Source organism: Streptomyces sp. NPDC002623 (genome assembly GCF_053592635.1).
Window position 1 is genome coordinate 1 of sequence record NZ_JBSFWB010000032.1, and the last position, 13,366, is coordinate 13,366.

General features: G+C 72.5%; 13 protein-coding genes. 4 read left to right on the forward strand and 9 right to left on the reverse strand.

What is annotated here, in order from left to right:
* Positions 1 to 211 precede the first annotated feature (211 nt).
* On the reverse strand, positions 212 to 664 hold the full coding sequence (locus tag ACWD4O_RS38110) for an ATP-binding protein (protein WP_451287281.1): 453 nt from the start codon (positions 662 to 664) through the stop codon (positions 212 to 214).
* Between the two features lie 121 nt (positions 665 to 785).
* Positions 786 to 2,195, reverse strand: coding sequence for a DUF6777 domain-containing protein (locus ACWD4O_RS38115; protein WP_451287283.1), 1,410 nt, complete (start codon positions 2,193 to 2,195; stop codon positions 786 to 788).
* Between the two features lie 270 nt (positions 2,196 to 2,465).
* Between ACWD4O_RS38115 and ACWD4O_RS38120 the strand changes: the two genes are divergently transcribed.
* On the forward strand, positions 2,466 to 3,731 hold the full coding sequence (locus tag ACWD4O_RS38120) for a streptophobe family protein (RefSeq protein ID WP_451287285.1): 1,266 nt from the start codon (positions 2,466 to 2,468) through the stop codon (positions 3,729 to 3,731).
* A 7-nt stretch (positions 3,732 to 3,738) separates the two neighbouring features.
* Here the strand turns inward: ACWD4O_RS38120 and ACWD4O_RS38125 are convergent, their stop codons facing one another.
* The 5 genes from ACWD4O_RS38125 to mgrA all read right to left on the reverse strand — a co-directional run bounded on the left by ACWD4O_RS38125 (position 3,739) and on the right by mgrA (position 9,556).
* Complete coding sequence (locus ACWD4O_RS38125) at positions 3,739 to 4,719, reverse strand: serine/threonine-protein kinase (protein WP_451287287.1); 981 nt, start codon at positions 4,717 to 4,719, stop codon at positions 3,739 to 3,741.
* Positions 4,719 to 5,327, reverse strand: a complete 609-nt coding sequence (locus ACWD4O_RS38130) for a hypothetical protein (protein ID WP_451287289.1) — start codon at positions 5,325 to 5,327, stop codon at positions 4,719 to 4,721. The genes ACWD4O_RS38125 and ACWD4O_RS38130 overlap by 1 nt, the downstream gene beginning before the upstream one ends.
* Before the next feature lie 10 nt (positions 5,328 to 5,337).
* A complete protein-coding gene (locus ACWD4O_RS38135) occupies positions 5,338 to 7,677 on the reverse strand; it encodes an FHA domain-containing protein (protein WP_451287291.1) in 2,340 nt (779 codons plus the stop codon).
* A gap of 58 nt (positions 7,678 to 7,735) precedes the next feature.
* A complete protein-coding gene (locus ACWD4O_RS38140; protein ID WP_451287293.1) occupies positions 7,736 to 8,146 on the reverse strand; it encodes a hypothetical protein in 411 nt (136 codons plus the stop codon).
* A gap of 414 nt (positions 8,147 to 8,560) precedes the next feature.
* Positions 8,561 to 9,556, reverse strand: a complete 996-nt coding sequence (gene mgrA, locus ACWD4O_RS38145) for an L-glyceraldehyde 3-phosphate reductase (protein ID WP_451287295.1) — start codon at positions 9,554 to 9,556, stop codon at positions 8,561 to 8,563.
* Positions 9,557 to 9,680: 124 nt separating this feature from the next.
* Between mgrA and ACWD4O_RS38150 the strand changes: the two genes are divergently transcribed.
* Together ACWD4O_RS38150 and ACWD4O_RS38155 are read left to right on the forward strand one after the other, a co-directional pair.
* Positions 9,681 to 10,562, forward strand: a complete 882-nt coding sequence (locus tag ACWD4O_RS38150; RefSeq protein ID WP_451287297.1) for a LysR family transcriptional regulator — start codon at positions 9,681 to 9,683, stop codon at positions 10,560 to 10,562.
* A gap of 25 nt (positions 10,563 to 10,587) precedes the next feature.
* The gene (locus ACWD4O_RS38155; protein WP_451287299.1) at positions 10,588 to 11,103 is read left to right on the forward strand and encodes a mycothiol transferase; all 516 of its coding nucleotides are present in this window, start codon (positions 10,588 to 10,590) and stop codon (positions 11,101 to 11,103) included.
* Here the strand turns inward: ACWD4O_RS38155 and ACWD4O_RS38160 are convergent.
* Together ACWD4O_RS38160 and ACWD4O_RS38165 are read right to left on the reverse strand one after the other, a co-directional pair.
* Positions 11,085 to 12,155: an adenosine deaminase gene (locus ACWD4O_RS38160; protein WP_451287301.1), complete on the reverse strand. Its 1,071-nt coding sequence runs from the start codon at positions 12,153 to 12,155 to the stop codon at positions 11,085 to 11,087. The genes ACWD4O_RS38155 and ACWD4O_RS38160 overlap by 19 nt on opposite strands.
* Positions 12,156 to 12,198: 43 nt before the next feature.
* Positions 12,199 to 12,594, reverse strand: coding sequence for a VOC family protein (locus ACWD4O_RS38165; RefSeq protein WP_451287303.1), 396 nt, complete (start codon positions 12,592 to 12,594; stop codon positions 12,199 to 12,201).
* A 202-nt stretch (positions 12,595 to 12,796) separates the two neighbouring features.
* Between ACWD4O_RS38165 and ACWD4O_RS38170 the strand changes: the two genes are divergently transcribed.
* Positions 12,797 to 13,267, forward strand: coding sequence for a pyridoxamine 5'-phosphate oxidase family protein (locus ACWD4O_RS38170; RefSeq protein WP_451287305.1), 471 nt, complete (start codon positions 12,797 to 12,799; stop codon positions 13,265 to 13,267).
* The last annotated feature ends 99 nt before the right edge of the window (positions 13,268 to 13,366 follow it).

A 13,366-nucleotide genomic window follows, 5' to 3' on the forward strand; every position in this document is an offset into this window, starting at 1 on the left:
GAAGACCAAGACCGGCTACACCACCGACGCCGACGCCCTGGCCTGAAGGGGCGCGGGGCGCTGACATCTGCGGCTCCGCCGCGATGGGGGTCCCCCCCGGTCGAGCGCAGTCGAGAGTGGGGGAGCGACCGGCCACGATGGCGCCGCAGCGGAACGACGGCGCATCGCGGCCCCGCGGCGGAGCCGCATATCGACACGGTCAGCGGAGCGCTCAGCTCTCGAAGCTGACCACGGCGCGGACGCGCTTGCCGACCGGCACGCGCTCGGCGGTGACCTCCGCCGCCAGCGCGTGCACGATCTCCAGACCGTGCCGGCCGATGCGCTCGGGGTCCTTCGGGAAGCGCAGGGGCAGCGCGTCGCTGCTGTCGTAGACGCACACGGTGACCGAGGCGTCCGTACCCTCCAGCTCCAGGATGTACGGGCCGTTGCTGTGCCGGTCGGCGTTGGTGACCAGTTCGCTGACCACCAGCATCACCTCACCGCTCGCCCGCGCGCCGATCGCGGCGCACCATTCCGTTCTGAGCTGGTCGACGAAGTGGGCGGCGAAGGCGCGGGCCTCGGCTATGCAGCCGGGTTCACCGGTGTAGTGCTCCGCCCGCCGCAGCGGTTCCACGGGTACGTCGAAACCAGTCGGTACCACTGCCCCGTCCAGGTGCTCGATCATGCGTTTCTCTCTCGGAGGCCGGACTGGCCGGACGCTGCTGTGCACCTGTGCTCGTACCCCGTGCCGGGCCGTGCAGTCCCCGTCCGTCGTCACACCGTCCCCGCGCCGCTCAGGCGGCTCCTCACGCAGCGGAGATCGCGGGCGCCGACCGGGACTCCGGCAGCGAGGAGAGCGAGCTCTCCGGCAGGCCCGTGACACCGGGCACCAGGCCCGGCGGCGAGCCGAAGCCCGGGGGCTCTGCGCTCCGCAGCGCGGAACTCGGGGGCTCGGACGACGGCGGCTCGGGGCTCTCTTCGTCGGAGCCCGGGGGTTCCGGGGCCGGCGATTCGGACGACGGGGACTCGGGGGCGGGCGACTGCGAGGGCGGAGGCTCCGACGACGGGGGTGTCGACGGGGACGGCGAGGACGTCCCGGACGACGACGGCGGCACACAGCCCGACGGCTTGCCGCTCGCGTTCCCGGGCGGCGGGACGCACTTCGACGGGGAGGTGGGCGAGCCGGGGCCGGTCGACGGGCTCGGTTCGCCGATGATGATGGACGGCGTCTGCTTGGCCGGCGGCTTCGTGGGCCGGTCCTTGTGGACGTCGTCGCCCCGCGGTCGGGCGATCCAGTGGTGGTCGGGATCGGGGTCGTAGAGCACGAAGACGTCGATCACGGTCCTGGACGGGCTGACGACCACGGTCGTCGAGGGGCTGTACGACGGCCAGGTGCTGCCGGTCCGCTTGTAGCCGCCTTGCTGGGCGACGGGCGGGGTCAGCGGGTTGCCGCAGGCGCAGCGCACCTTCGGGACGCCGTACGCGTCGATCAGGACGGCCGTGCCGGCCTGCAGGACGGCCTGGTAGGCGGTCGCGGCGCCGTCGCGGTATCCGTGGTTGGTGACACGGGTGTCCAGACGCAGCTGCACGGGGGTGAGGGAGCGCAGGTAGGCGGGGACCTGGGAGGGGGCGACGCCGGCGACGCCCGCGAACGCCCGGTTCTTGGCGGGGACGGCCGTGAGGGCCTTGATCTGATGCTCCACGTCGCAGCTGGAGACGTTGAGGGTGCCGCCGTACAGTCCGGCCTGTCCCCCGTCGACTGCGGGGACGGTGTTCGCGGGCGGGGTGGAGGACGACGGCGCGATGGAGGCCGGCGAGGCGGAACTCCTGGTGGGGGACTCCGTGTAGCCGTCCGGGCCCGGGTCGCCGGCCGGCAGCATGAAGACCTCGCCGGCCTGGTGGGAGGAGCTGTCGCCGCCCGGCAGGGTGAGCACCAGGGCGAGGGCCGTGGCGGCCACGACGGCGGCGGTGATCAGCGCGACCCGGGGAGCGGACCGCCACCACGGCCGTCGCGGTTCCCCGCCGCCGTCCGAGGAGTCGGCGGAGTCGTCGTCGGGCGGCGGCGGGGTGGGCGGCTGGGAGGGCGGTCCGGAGGGGTTCGAGGGCGGCTCCGAGGGGCCCGACAGCGGTCCGGAGGGCGGCCCGGCCGGTTGCCCGCCGGAGCGGCCGGTGCTGGGGTCTGTGGGGCGGCCTGATGACGGCGGTCCGACGCTCACAAGCACTCCCGACGTGGGTTTTCCGCGACGGTTCATCCGATGGAACCGATCCGAGCCCGCTCGGCGGCGGGGTCGTCCGAGAGGTCGTACGCGGGGCCGTGCGGCCGTCCTGACCGGGCCCATCCGATATACGCCGCTTTCTTCCACAACGAACCCATTGTGTGCTCCGGTCGGGCGCCGCTCGCAAGCCGGGCGTCCGTCGGGCGCCGGGCGGACGCGGACGGCCCACCCGACGGGCGCGCGCCCCCGGGGCTGCTTAGCGTGGACAGGGTGAGCGTGCGCACCCTGCATGACCAGGCAGTATCCCGCCACGGGTGGGTTCAGGCGGTCGCCGCGGCACTCGCCGGGCTGATCGCCATGGTGGTCATGGCCGCGCTGGGTCTGTGGGCGGCGGGCGCCTCGGATCTGCCCCAGGGCGCGTTTCCCCAGGTGGTCGCGGCGACCGTCGTCACCGCCGTGGGCGGCACGGTCGAGCTCTCCGGCAGTGCCGGTGGACTCGCCGACACCCAGGTCGGACTGACCGTGACTCCGCTGTCCGTCACCCTCGTCGGGGCGCTCGTCGTCGGCGCGGGATTCCTGCGGCCGCTGCGGCACCGGGCGGTCGCCGGGGCCCCGGAGCTGGCCGGCTGGGCCGTCCGGATCGCCGTGGTGTGGCTGCTCGGCCTGCTGGGCCTGGCGCTCGCCGCCAGCAAGACCTTCACCGTCGACCTCGGCGACGACACGCTCAGCCAACTCGGGGACCTGTTCGGCGTCCGCCCGAAGGTCGGGTTCACCACGGACGTGCCGCTCACCCTGCTGTTCGGGCTGCTGTGGCTGGCCGCGGTGCTGGCGCTGGCGCTGCTGGTGTCGCGCGGGGCTCCGCTGCCGGCCCGGCTGCTGCGCTTCCAGGAGTCGGTGCGGCCCGCCGCCCACGCGATGGTCGTGCTGCTGCTCGCGTGCGTCGCCCTGGGGCTGGTCATCGCCCTGGTCGTGGCGGCGACCCGCGGCCAGGCCCGGGAGACCTTCGCGGTGATCCTGCTGGGCCTGCCCAACCTGGTGTGGCTGGCGTTCACCATCGGGCTGGGGGCCACCTGGAACGGGCATGTGCAGGGCCCGTTCGGGCTGCCCATGCCGCATGTGCTGGACGAGGTGCTGCGCGGCGACGACACGGCCGCGCTCAACCTGAGCAGCATGGCCGAGTACGACGGCCGGGTGTGGTGGCTGGTCGTGGTGGACGCCGTGCTGCTGCTCGGGGCGGCGTTCGTGATGGCGGCCCGTTCCCCGGCCCGGATGCGGGCCTGGCAGCACGCCGTGCACATGGCGCTCGCGCTGGTGCTCACCGTGCTGACGCTCTGTCTGATCGGCCGGATCACCGCGCACTACGGCCTGACCGTGCTCGGCGTCAACGACCTCGCGGGCCTGTCCGGCGACCTGTTCCTGCATCCGGACATCTGGCCCGCCCTCGGCCTGGCCGCGCTGTGGGGTCTGGTCACCGGCTTCCTGGGCGCCCTGGCGGCCCGACCGGTGCACCGCCGGGGCGAGACGCCGTCGCCTTGACGGCGGTTCAGGGCTGACGCGGGTCGAGGACCGGGCGGGCCCAGCTCGGGGGGCGGGGTACGGGGCCCGACGGATCGGCCGGTTCCGTCGGGGGGCGGGGCGTGCGGTGGCCGCCGGTCTCCGTCGTCCTCAGTTCCGCGACGAAGGCGGCGCAGGTGGGGTGGCGGGACTCGGGGTTCTTGGCGAGGGCCCGGGCGAACACCCCGTCGACCTCCCGGGGGAGGTCGGGGCGCACCTCCGTCAGGGGCGTCGGGTCGGCGTTCTGGTGGGCCCAGAGCAGGGCCATGTCGTCGTCGCGGAGATAGGGCGGTCGGCCCGCGAGGCACTCGTAGACCACACAGGCGAGTCCGTAGACGTCGCAGCGGCCGTCGACCGGCCGGCCCGAGATCTGCTCGGGGGCGACGTAGTCGAGGGTGCCGACGAACTGGCCGACCGTGGTGAACCCGGTCAGCGACAGCGACTTCTTCGTCAGGCCGAAGTCGGTGAGGTAGACGTGCTCGGGATGGTCGCTGTCGGTGCCCCGGGACACCAGGATGTTGCCGGGCTTGACGTCGCGGTGCACCAGCCCGTGGTCGTGGGCCGCGTCCAGCGCGGAGGCGACCTGCGCGGCGATCCGGACGGCGGTCGACAGCGGCAACGGACCCTTCCGGTCGAGGAGATGGCGCAGGTCGCTCCCCTCGACGTACCGCATGGCGATGTACAGCACGCCGTCGGTCTCGTCCGCCTCGAACACGGGCACGATGTGCGGGTGGTCGATCGCCGCGGCCACCCGTGACTCATGGGTGAAACGCTTGCGGAAGGTGTCGTTGCGGGCCAGTTCCGGGGCGAGCAGTTTGAGCGCGACCGTCCGGTCCAGGCGCAGGTCACGGGCGCGGTAGACGACGGCCATCCCCCCGCGTCCGATCTCGCGCTCGATGCGATAGCCGGCGACCTGGCGGCCCACCGGTTCGGAGGGCCGGCCGGCGAACGGGCTGGTGCCGCGTTCCATCAGGGTTCCCGGTCGGGGTGCACGATCCGGGTGGGGGCGTGGGACTGGCCGTCGAGCACGTCGGTGGCGTCGGGGTCGCCGGTCCCGGCGGTCGCGTCCCTCGCGTCGAACGCGTCGTCGGCCTCGGGCGGCCGGTCCGTGGCGTAGGTGCTGAGGCGGGTGCCGTCGCCGTACACCCAGCGCCTGCGGGCGAAGTCGTACAACCACATGTCCTCGCCGTCGACGACCACCCCGATCCGCAGGCCGTGGGTGCGGCGGCGGAAGGACTCGCCGTCGAGGCCGCCGTCGGCCATCTCCTCCACCGCCGCCCGGTAGCGGGCGAGGGACTGTTCGGCGCGGCCGAGGAGGGGGCGCGGGTCGGCGGAGGTCGCGAGGGCGCTGTCGGAGCGGGGCGGGTCCTGGGGGACGGCGACCAGGAAGCGGCCGTCCACCCAGGCCGACCAGCCGTTGGAGCACAGCACATGCCCCCAGTCGCCGCGCCGCTCCATGAGCCGGACCGGCAGCAGCGCGTCGAGCGGCACGGTGGGCCGGGTCGGGTCGGGGGCCTCCCAGGCGGGCATGCCGTGCTGGGGGACGACGTGCGTGGGACGGAATCCGGGAGTCGTCATCGGCCGCCCCTTACTTCCGCATCACGACGGGCTCGTGGCGGCGCAGCAGCCGGGACACGGCGAATCCGAAGACCACCGAGAGCACGACGAGCATGCCCATGTTGACCAGCCACACCCCCGTCGAGTGCTCGAACAGCGGGTCGGCGGTCTTGGCGCCGGGCACGATCCGGGCCAGATCGATGGTGCCGGCCATCGCGCCGAACGCCCATCGCGCCGGCACGAGATAGGCAAACTGCTCCAGGACGGGTTTGCCGTCCAGCTTCAGCAGTGCGCCGCAGAAGACCACCTGGACGACGGCGAGCAGCACCAGCAGCGGCATCGTCACCTCCTCCTTGCGCACGAGTGCGGAGACGAGGAGGCCGAGCATCATGGCGGCGAAGGAGAGCATGGCGACGGCCACGGTGATCTCGAGCAGCGGCGGCATCAGGACGCCCTTGCCGCCCGGTGCGTTGAGGTCGACGCCGAGCAGGGCGACGAGCGTCAGCACGACCGCCTGGACGACGGTGATCGTGCCCAGCACGACGACCTTGGACATCAGGTACGCCGATCTGGACAGGCCGACGGCCCGCTCCCGCTGGTAGATCACCCGTTCCTTGACGAGTTCGCGCACGGCGTTGGCGGCACCGGTGAGCACGCCGCCGACGCACAGGATGAGCAGCGCGTCCATCGCGCTGTCCAGCCCGAGCTTGCTGCCCGCCAGGGCGCGGTCCATGGCGCCCATGATGAACGGCAACGCGATCATGATGGCCAGGAAGGTGCGGTCGGCGCTGAGCGCGGCCGTGTAGCGGCGGATCAGGGTGCCGAGCTGGGCGCCCCGGCTGCGCGGCCGGGGCGGCGGCAGGACGATCACCGGGCCGGAACGCGGCAGCCGGGGCTGCTCGCTGGAGTTGACGACGTACTCCCGCCGGAACGGCGACTCCTGGAACTCCCCCGCCCAGTCCCGGTCGTGGTCGCCCTCGAACGCCTCGAACGCCTCGGGCCAGTGCTCGAAGCCGAAGAAGGCGAGGGCGTCCTCGGGCGGGCCGAAGTAGGCGACCTTGCCGCCCGGCGCGAGCACCAGCAGCCGGTCGCACACCTCGAGGCTGAGGACGCTGTGGGTGACGACGATGACCGTGCGGCCGTCGTCGGCGAGGCCGCGCAGCATGTTCATCACCGAGCGGTCCATGCCGGGGTCGAGGCCGGAGGTCGGCTCGTCGAGGAAGAGCAGCGACGGCTTGGTCAGCAGTTCCAGGGCCACGCTGACCCTTTTGCGCTGGCCGCCGGAGAGGCTGTGCACGGGTTGCTCGGCGCGCTCTTCGAGGCCCAGTTCGCGGATGACCTCCTCGACCCGTTCACGGCGCTCGGCCTTGGCGGTGTCCTGCGGGAAGCGCAGTTCTGCGGCGTAGGAGAGGGCGGCGCGCACGGTGAGCTGGGCGTGCAGGATGTCGTCCTGCGGGACCAGTCCGATGCGCTGGCGCAGCTCGGCGTAGTCGCGGTAGAGGTCGCGGCCGTCGTAGACGACCGTGCCGCGGTCGGCGGGGCGCTGTCCGGTGAGGGCGTTGAGCAGGGTGGACTTGCCGGCGCCGCTGGGTCCGACGACCGCGAGCAGGCACTTCTCGCCCACCGGGAACGACACGTCGTCGAGGAGGACCTTGCGGCCGTGGTCGACGGTGACGGTGAGGTCCTGGACGTCGAGGGAGACCTCGCCGGTGTCGACGTACTCCTGGAGTTCGTCGCCGACCAGGCAGAACGCGGAGTGGCCGATGCCGACGACGTCGCCGGGGCCGAGCGGGGCGCGGGTGACGGGCGCACCGTTGAGGTAGGTGCCGTTGTGGCTGCCCAGGTCGAGGATCTCGTGGCCGCCGTCGGGCAGCGTGCGCAGTTCGGCGTGCCGGCGCGAGACGACGAGGTCGTCGACGACGAGGTCGTTGTCGGTGGCGCGGCCGATGCGGACGGTGGTCGTCGGCATCGGCCGGACGTTGGTGGGCTGTTTGAAGGTGCTCGTCAGCGCGGGCATGGAGACGGCCGTCGGGCGTTGCACCGCACGCGGTCGGCGGTCCGACAGGGAGACGCAGGGCCCGTCGGACGGACTGCCGAAGCGGATGACGCTGCCCGGGCCGACGCCCCACTCGCGGATCCGGCGGCCGTCGGCGTAGGTGCCGTTGGTGCTGTGTTCGTCCTCGACGGTCCAGTGGTCGCCCTCGGGCCGCAGCACGGCGTGATGCCAGGAGACTCGGGTGTCGTCGATGACGACGTCGCTCAGTGGGTCCCGGCCGACGTGGTAGTCGTGGCCCGGGAACAACACCAGGGAGCCCGACTCGGTCTCCAGCACGAGTTCGGGCGCAGTCGAGGAGACCGGACGCTCCGCCATGCCCTGATTCTATCGATTGATCACCTTATGTGCCCGACGGGAAGATCCGTGCCGGGCGTCAGCCGACGGAGACGACGAGGGCCGGGAGGGTGCGCTGCATGCGCAGCGCGTCGACGGACTCGGCGAGCAGTTCGTACTCGGTGGTCTCGTCGCCGACCGCGATCCGCACGAGCCGACCGCCCGCCAACTCGTCGGCCACCAGCTCCTGCCGGTCCACGTCCGCGCACCAGGCCCGCAGCAGTGCGGGCACGTCGGGCACGGTGTCGGCCACCGGGACCAGGGCCCCTCGCGGGAAGTGCTCGCTCTCGGGCTGCGGATCCAGCCGTTCGGCCATCCAGGACGCCCGGTCGCGCAGCCACCACAGGGCGAGCGCCAGCGTCGGCGCACGATAGGTGCCGAGCGGTACGCCGATGCGCCGACCGTCACAAACGCCGTACGCCGTGACATGGCACAGGAATTCGTCGTGCACGTCTCTCTCCCCCGGTGCTCGCCTGTCGGTTGCGCCTCGCTTCCGTGCGGCTCCTGTGAGTGAAGTGCCTTGACGTTCGAGTATGTTCACTACTGAAACAGTGTCACCATGACTTTCCGGCCAGTCTCTTGGCATATTCGCCGATGTTCATGGCCGAAATACGGCGAGCGCCCAGGCGCGACGTCATCACCTGACGGAAAATCGACCAGGGCGGCGGGCGCGGGCAGGCCGGTCACCTCGCGATGACACCGCGATCACACCGGATCGACGAAGGCCGCCGATCCCGGTCCTGACCAGGGTCGACGGCCTCGGCGCGGGCAGGTTTCCCCCTGCCCGCGCCTACTGAGCGTGACGAAAACGCCGTGGCTGACTGCTTCGAGGCCGAAACGCGCGCCGCGGAGTCGTTCCTGGCCCTCAGCCGTTGATCACCGCGTCGATCCGGGTCAGCTCGGCGTCCTCGAAGTCCAGGTTGTCCAGGGCGCCGACGCTGTCCTCGATCTGCCGGGCGCTGCTCGCGCCGACCAGCGCGGAGGTCACCCGGCCGCCGCGCAGCACCCAGGCCAGGGCGAGCTGGGCGAGGGACTGACCGCGGGACTTGGCGATGTCGTCGAGGGCACGCAGCTTGCCGACGAGCTCCTCGGTCAGCGCCTCGGAGTTCAGGAACGGGCTGTCGCTCGCCGCGCGCGAGTCCTCCGGGATGCCGTCCAGGTAGCGGCCGGTCAGCAGACCCTGCTCCAGCGGCGAGAAGACGATCGAGCCGACCTGGAGCTCGTCCAGGGCGTCGAGCAGGCCCTCGCTCTCCGGGCGGCGGTCGAGCATCGAGTAGCGCGGCTGGTGGATGAGGAGCGGGGTGCCCAGCTCGCCGAGGATCCGGGCGGCCTCGCGGGTCTGCTCCGCCGAGTAGTTCGAGACGCCGACGTAGAGCGCCTTGCCCTGCTGCACTGCGGAGTGCAGGGCGCCCATCGTCTCCTCCAGGGGAGTCTCCGGGTCGGGGCGGTGCGAGTAGAAGACGTCGACGTAGTCGAGGCCCATCCGGGTCAGGCTCTGGTCCAGCGAGGACAGCAGGTACTTGCGCGAGCCCCACTCGCCGTACGGGCCGGGCCACATCAGATAGCCGGCCTTCGTGGAGATGATCAGCTCGTCCCGGTAGGGCGCGAAGTCCGCCTCGAGCGCCTCGCCCAGCGCGGACTCGGCGGCGCCGGGCGGCGGGCCGTAGTTGTTGGCCAGGTCGAAGTGGGTCACGCCGAGGTCGAAGGCGCGGCGCAGGATGGCCCGCTGCGTCTCGACCGTGCGGTCCGCCGGGCCGAAGTTGTGCCACAGTCCGAGCGACAGCGCGGGGAGCTTCAGGCCGCTGCGTCCGGTGCGCCGGTAGGGCATGTCCGCGTAGCGGTCGGGGTGTGCGGTGTACAACGCGTCTCCAGGAGATCGGTTTCAGCGAGATCAAGTTCTTGCAGATGACATCCACTCTGGCGCTGCCCACAGCAGTGGTCCAACAGAAGAATCCGATGAGATTCAGCGGATAGGCTTCTCAATCATGGAACTGCGCCACCTCCAACACTTCGTCGCGGTCGCCGAGGACCAGCATTTCACCCGGGCCGCCGAACGCCTGATGGTCTCCCAGTCGGGCCTGTCGGCATCGATCCGGGCCCTGGAGCGGGAGCTGCGCGCGCCCCTCTTCGTGCGGACCACCCGGCGGGTGACGCTGACGGAGGCGGGCCGGGCGCTGCTCGCCGAGGCGGAGCGGGTCCTGGCGCAGGTGCGGGCGGCCCACGAGGCGGTGGCCGCCGTGCAGGGCGTGGTCCGCGGCACCCTGTCCGTGGGCACCGAGCAGTGCATCGCGGGGGTGCATGTGGCGGGGGTGCTGGCGGCGTTCCGACGGCGGCATCCGGACGTGGAGATCCGGCTGCGGCAGACCGGCTCCGGCGCGCTGGGCGAGGAGGTGGCGGCCGGCCGGCTCGACCTGGCCTTCGCCTACCGCACCCAGACGGACACCGATCAGCTGCGCTGTGTACCGCTGGCCACCGAGCCGATGTACGTGCTGTGCCATCCCGACCACCGCCTCACCGCGGCGGCGGCGCTCACTCCGCAGGACCTGGCCGGCGAGGTGTTCGTCGACTTCCACCCGGACTGGGGCCCGCGCCGCGCCACCGACGTCGCGTTCGCCGAGGCGGGGGTGCGGCGCACGGTCGCCCTGGAGGTCAACGACGTGCACAGCCTGCTGGACCTGGTGGACGAGAACCTCGGCGTCGCGGTCGTCCCGCGGCACTTCCGGCACAAGCGCGAGGGGCTCACCGCGCTCGCCCTCAAGGGCACCGGCGAGGCCCGGTACGAGACGGTCGCCCTGCTGCCGCCCGCCCGCGCGACCAGCCCGGCGGCCCGGGCGCTGATGGGGCTGCTGGAAACAGGGGGCGCGTGAGCGCGCGCTGCGCGATGGTGGACGTATGCATGCGAAGGACATCCTCATCGACGGGTACGACCGCATCCGGGAAGAGGTCCACGCCGCCGTCGAGGGCCTGGCCCCCGACCGCCTGGGCGCCCGGCCCGGCGACTCGGCCAACTCGATCGCCTGGCTGATCTGGCACCTCACCCGGGTCCAGGACGACCACATCGCCGACGCCTTCGGGCTCGACCAGGTGTGGCTGACCCAGGACTGGGAGAAGCGGTTCGGGCTCGACCTGCCGCGCCATGACACCGGGTACGGGCACAGCGCGGCACAGGTGGCGAAGGTGCAGGTGTCCGAGGGCGGCCTGCTGACCGGGTACCACGACGCCGTGCACGCGCAGAGCCTGACGGCGCTGCGCACGCTGACGGCGGCGGATCTGGAGCGCGTCGTGGACGAGCGCTGGGATCCGCCGGTCACGCTGGGCGTACGGCTGGTCAGCGTCCTGTCCGACGATCTCCAGCACGTCGGACAGGCCGCCTATGTCCGCGGACTGCTTCAGAGCGCTACCGCGTAGCCCGGCAGGACGACGTCCTCGATGAGGGCCTTGCGCTCGTCGAACGGGATGAACGCGCTCTTGAGGGCGTTCACGGTGACCGTGCGCAGGTCGTCGACGGTCCAGCCCGCCTGCTCGACGAGCAGCGACATCTCGCGGGTCATCGTCGTGCCGGACACCAGCCGGTTGTCGGTGTTGAGGGTGACCCGGAAGCCGAGGTCCTTCAGCGCGGTGATCGGGTGCTCGGCGATGGAGTCGGCGGCGCCGGTCTGGAGGTTGGAGGTCGGGCACATCTCCAGGGCGATCCGGCGGTCGCGCACCCAGCCGGCCAGCCGGCCGAGCTTGCCGTCGACGATGTCCTCGGTGATGCGCACGCCGTGCCCGATGCGCTGGGCGCCGCACACCTGGAGGGCCTGGTGGATGCTGGGCAGCCCGTGGGCCTCGCCGGCGTGGATGGTGAAGGGGACGCTCTCGCGGCGCAGGTGCTCGAAGGCCTCGAGGTGGTCGGCGGGCGGGAAGCCGTCCTCGGCGCCGGCGATGTCGAAGCCGACGACGCCGGCGTCCCGGAAAGCGACGGCCAGGTCGGCGGCCTCACGGACGCGGTCGAACATCCGCATCCCGCAGAGCAGGGTGCCGACCCGGACGGGGGTGCCGGCGGCCGCGGCCTTGGCCATGCCCGCCGCGAGGCCCTCCTGGACGGTCTCGACGACCTCGCCCATGGTGAGACCGCCGTTGGTGTTCAGCTCGGGGGCGTAGCGCACCTCGCCGTAGACGACACCGTCGGCGGCGAGGTCGAGAACGTACTCCTCCGCGGTGCGCAGCAGGCCCTCACGGGTCTGCATGACGGCGAGGGTGTGCTCGAAGGTGGCTATGTAGCGCACCAGGTCGCCCGAGTTGGCCGCGTCGAAGTACCAGTCGGCCAGCGCGTCGGGGTCGGTGGTGGGCAGGGTGTGGCCGACCGCTTCCGCGAGCTCGACGACGGTGGCGGGGCGCAGGCCGCCGTCGAGGTGGTCGTGCAGGACGGCCTTGGGCAGCCGGCGGAGCGTGTCGGTGTCGATGCGGGGCGCGGTCATGTGCGTGTTCCTCGGCAGGTGGTTCGGGTTCGGCAGGTGGTTCTCAGGCGGTGGCGGGCTGGAGCAGGTCCCAGCGGTTGCCGTACAGGTCCTGGAAGACGGCGACGGAGCCGTACGGCTCGTGGCGGGGCTCCTCCAGGAAGGTCACACCGGCGGCGAGCATGCGGGCGTGGTCGCCGGCGAAGTCCTCGGTGTGCAGGAAGAACCCGACGCGGCCGCCGGTCTGGTCGCCGACGCGGGCGCGCTGGGCCTCGCCCTTGGCGCGGGCGAGCAGCAGTCCGACGCCGTCCTGGCGGTCCCCCGGCCGTACGACGACCCAGCGGGCGCCGTCGGGGCGGGGTTCGTCCTCGACGAGCCGGAAGCCGAGCGCCTCGGTGTAGAAGCGGATCGCCGCGTCGTAGTCGTCGACGACGAGGGTGACCAGGGCGATGCGACTCATCGGGGCCTTTCGGGGTGCGTGCGGAAGGCTTCGGGAGCCGTTCCGGAGGTGCGATTGACGGGAGACGTTATACGTAAAACTACGCGGACGCCAGTCGCCTCCGCGCGGGCGGTCCCGACGGTTCGCCTAGGTCGCAAGTCCGAGGCGGAGGCCGGGCCGTGGCCCGAGGCGGGTGGCTCTCTTCGCGGCTACCGTCCCGGACATGAAGATCACCGAGCCGCCCCGCAGTCCCGAGCGGCGCAAGCAGGACCTCCTGGACCGGCTGGAACGCGAGACGGACGTCTGGGTCGCCACGGCCGACCGGGAGGGCCTGCCCTGCCTCGTCGCCCTGTGGTTCGTCTGGGACGGCGCGCACCTGTGGCTGGCCACGCGGCCCACGAACCCCACGGGGCGCAATCTCCGGGACGGCCGGCGCGCCCGGCTGGCCTTCGGGGACACCCGGGACGTGGTGCTCGTCGACGCGGAGGCGGAGACGTTCCCGGCGCAGGACGTGCCGGCGGCCGCCGCCGAGGCGTTCCTGGCGAAGACGGGCTGGGATCCGCGCCGGGAGCGCGCGGAGTACGCCTGGTTCCGGATGCGGCCCATGGCGGTCCAGGCCTGGCACGAGGTGCATGAGCTGCCCCAGCGGCAATTGATGCGGGACGGGGTGTGGGTCGTTCAGGACCCGCGGTGAGCCGCGTTCCCGGCGAGACGGCCGGGGTTGCCGGCACCTGTGCCGGGGAGCGGTGCGCGGCGGCCCGGCCACCGGCAGCGCGGCGCCGGGCCTCCCGCG

What these genes read in the sequence shown, in the direction of transcription:
- ACWD4O_RS38165 (WP_451287303.1), bottom strand. Translation starts at nt 12,594, where the DNA reads ATGAGTCGCATCGCCCTGGTCACCCTCGTCGTCGACGACTACGACGCG.
- ACWD4O_RS38170 (WP_451287305.1), top strand. Translation starts at nt 12,797, where the DNA reads ATGAAGATCACCGAGCCGCCCCGCAGTCCCGAGCGGCGCAAGCAGGAC.
- ACWD4O_RS38135 (WP_451287291.1), bottom strand. Translation starts at nt 7,677, where the DNA reads ATGGCGGAGCGTCCGGTCTCCTCGACTGCGCCCGAACTCGTGCTGGAG.
- ACWD4O_RS38150 (WP_451287297.1), top strand. Translation starts at nt 9,681, where the DNA reads ATGGAACTGCGCCACCTCCAACACTTCGTCGCGGTCGCCGAGGACCAG.
- ACWD4O_RS38155 (WP_451287299.1), top strand. Translation starts at nt 10,588, where the DNA reads ATGCATGCGAAGGACATCCTCATCGACGGGTACGACCGCATCCGGGAA.
- ACWD4O_RS38110 (WP_451287281.1), bottom strand. Translation starts at nt 664, where the DNA reads ATGATCGAGCACCTGGACGGGGCAGTGGTACCGACTGGTTTCGACGTA.
- ACWD4O_RS38130 (WP_451287289.1), bottom strand. Translation starts at nt 5,327, where the DNA reads ATGACGACTCCCGGATTCCGTCCCACGCACGTCGTCCCCCAGCACGGC.
- ACWD4O_RS38125 (WP_451287287.1), bottom strand. Translation starts at nt 4,719, where the DNA reads ATGGAACGCGGCACCAGCCCGTTCGCCGGCCGGCCCTCCGAACCGGTG.
- ACWD4O_RS38160 (WP_451287301.1), bottom strand. Translation starts at nt 12,155, where the DNA reads ATGACCGCGCCCCGCATCGACACCGACACGCTCCGCCGGCTGCCCAAG.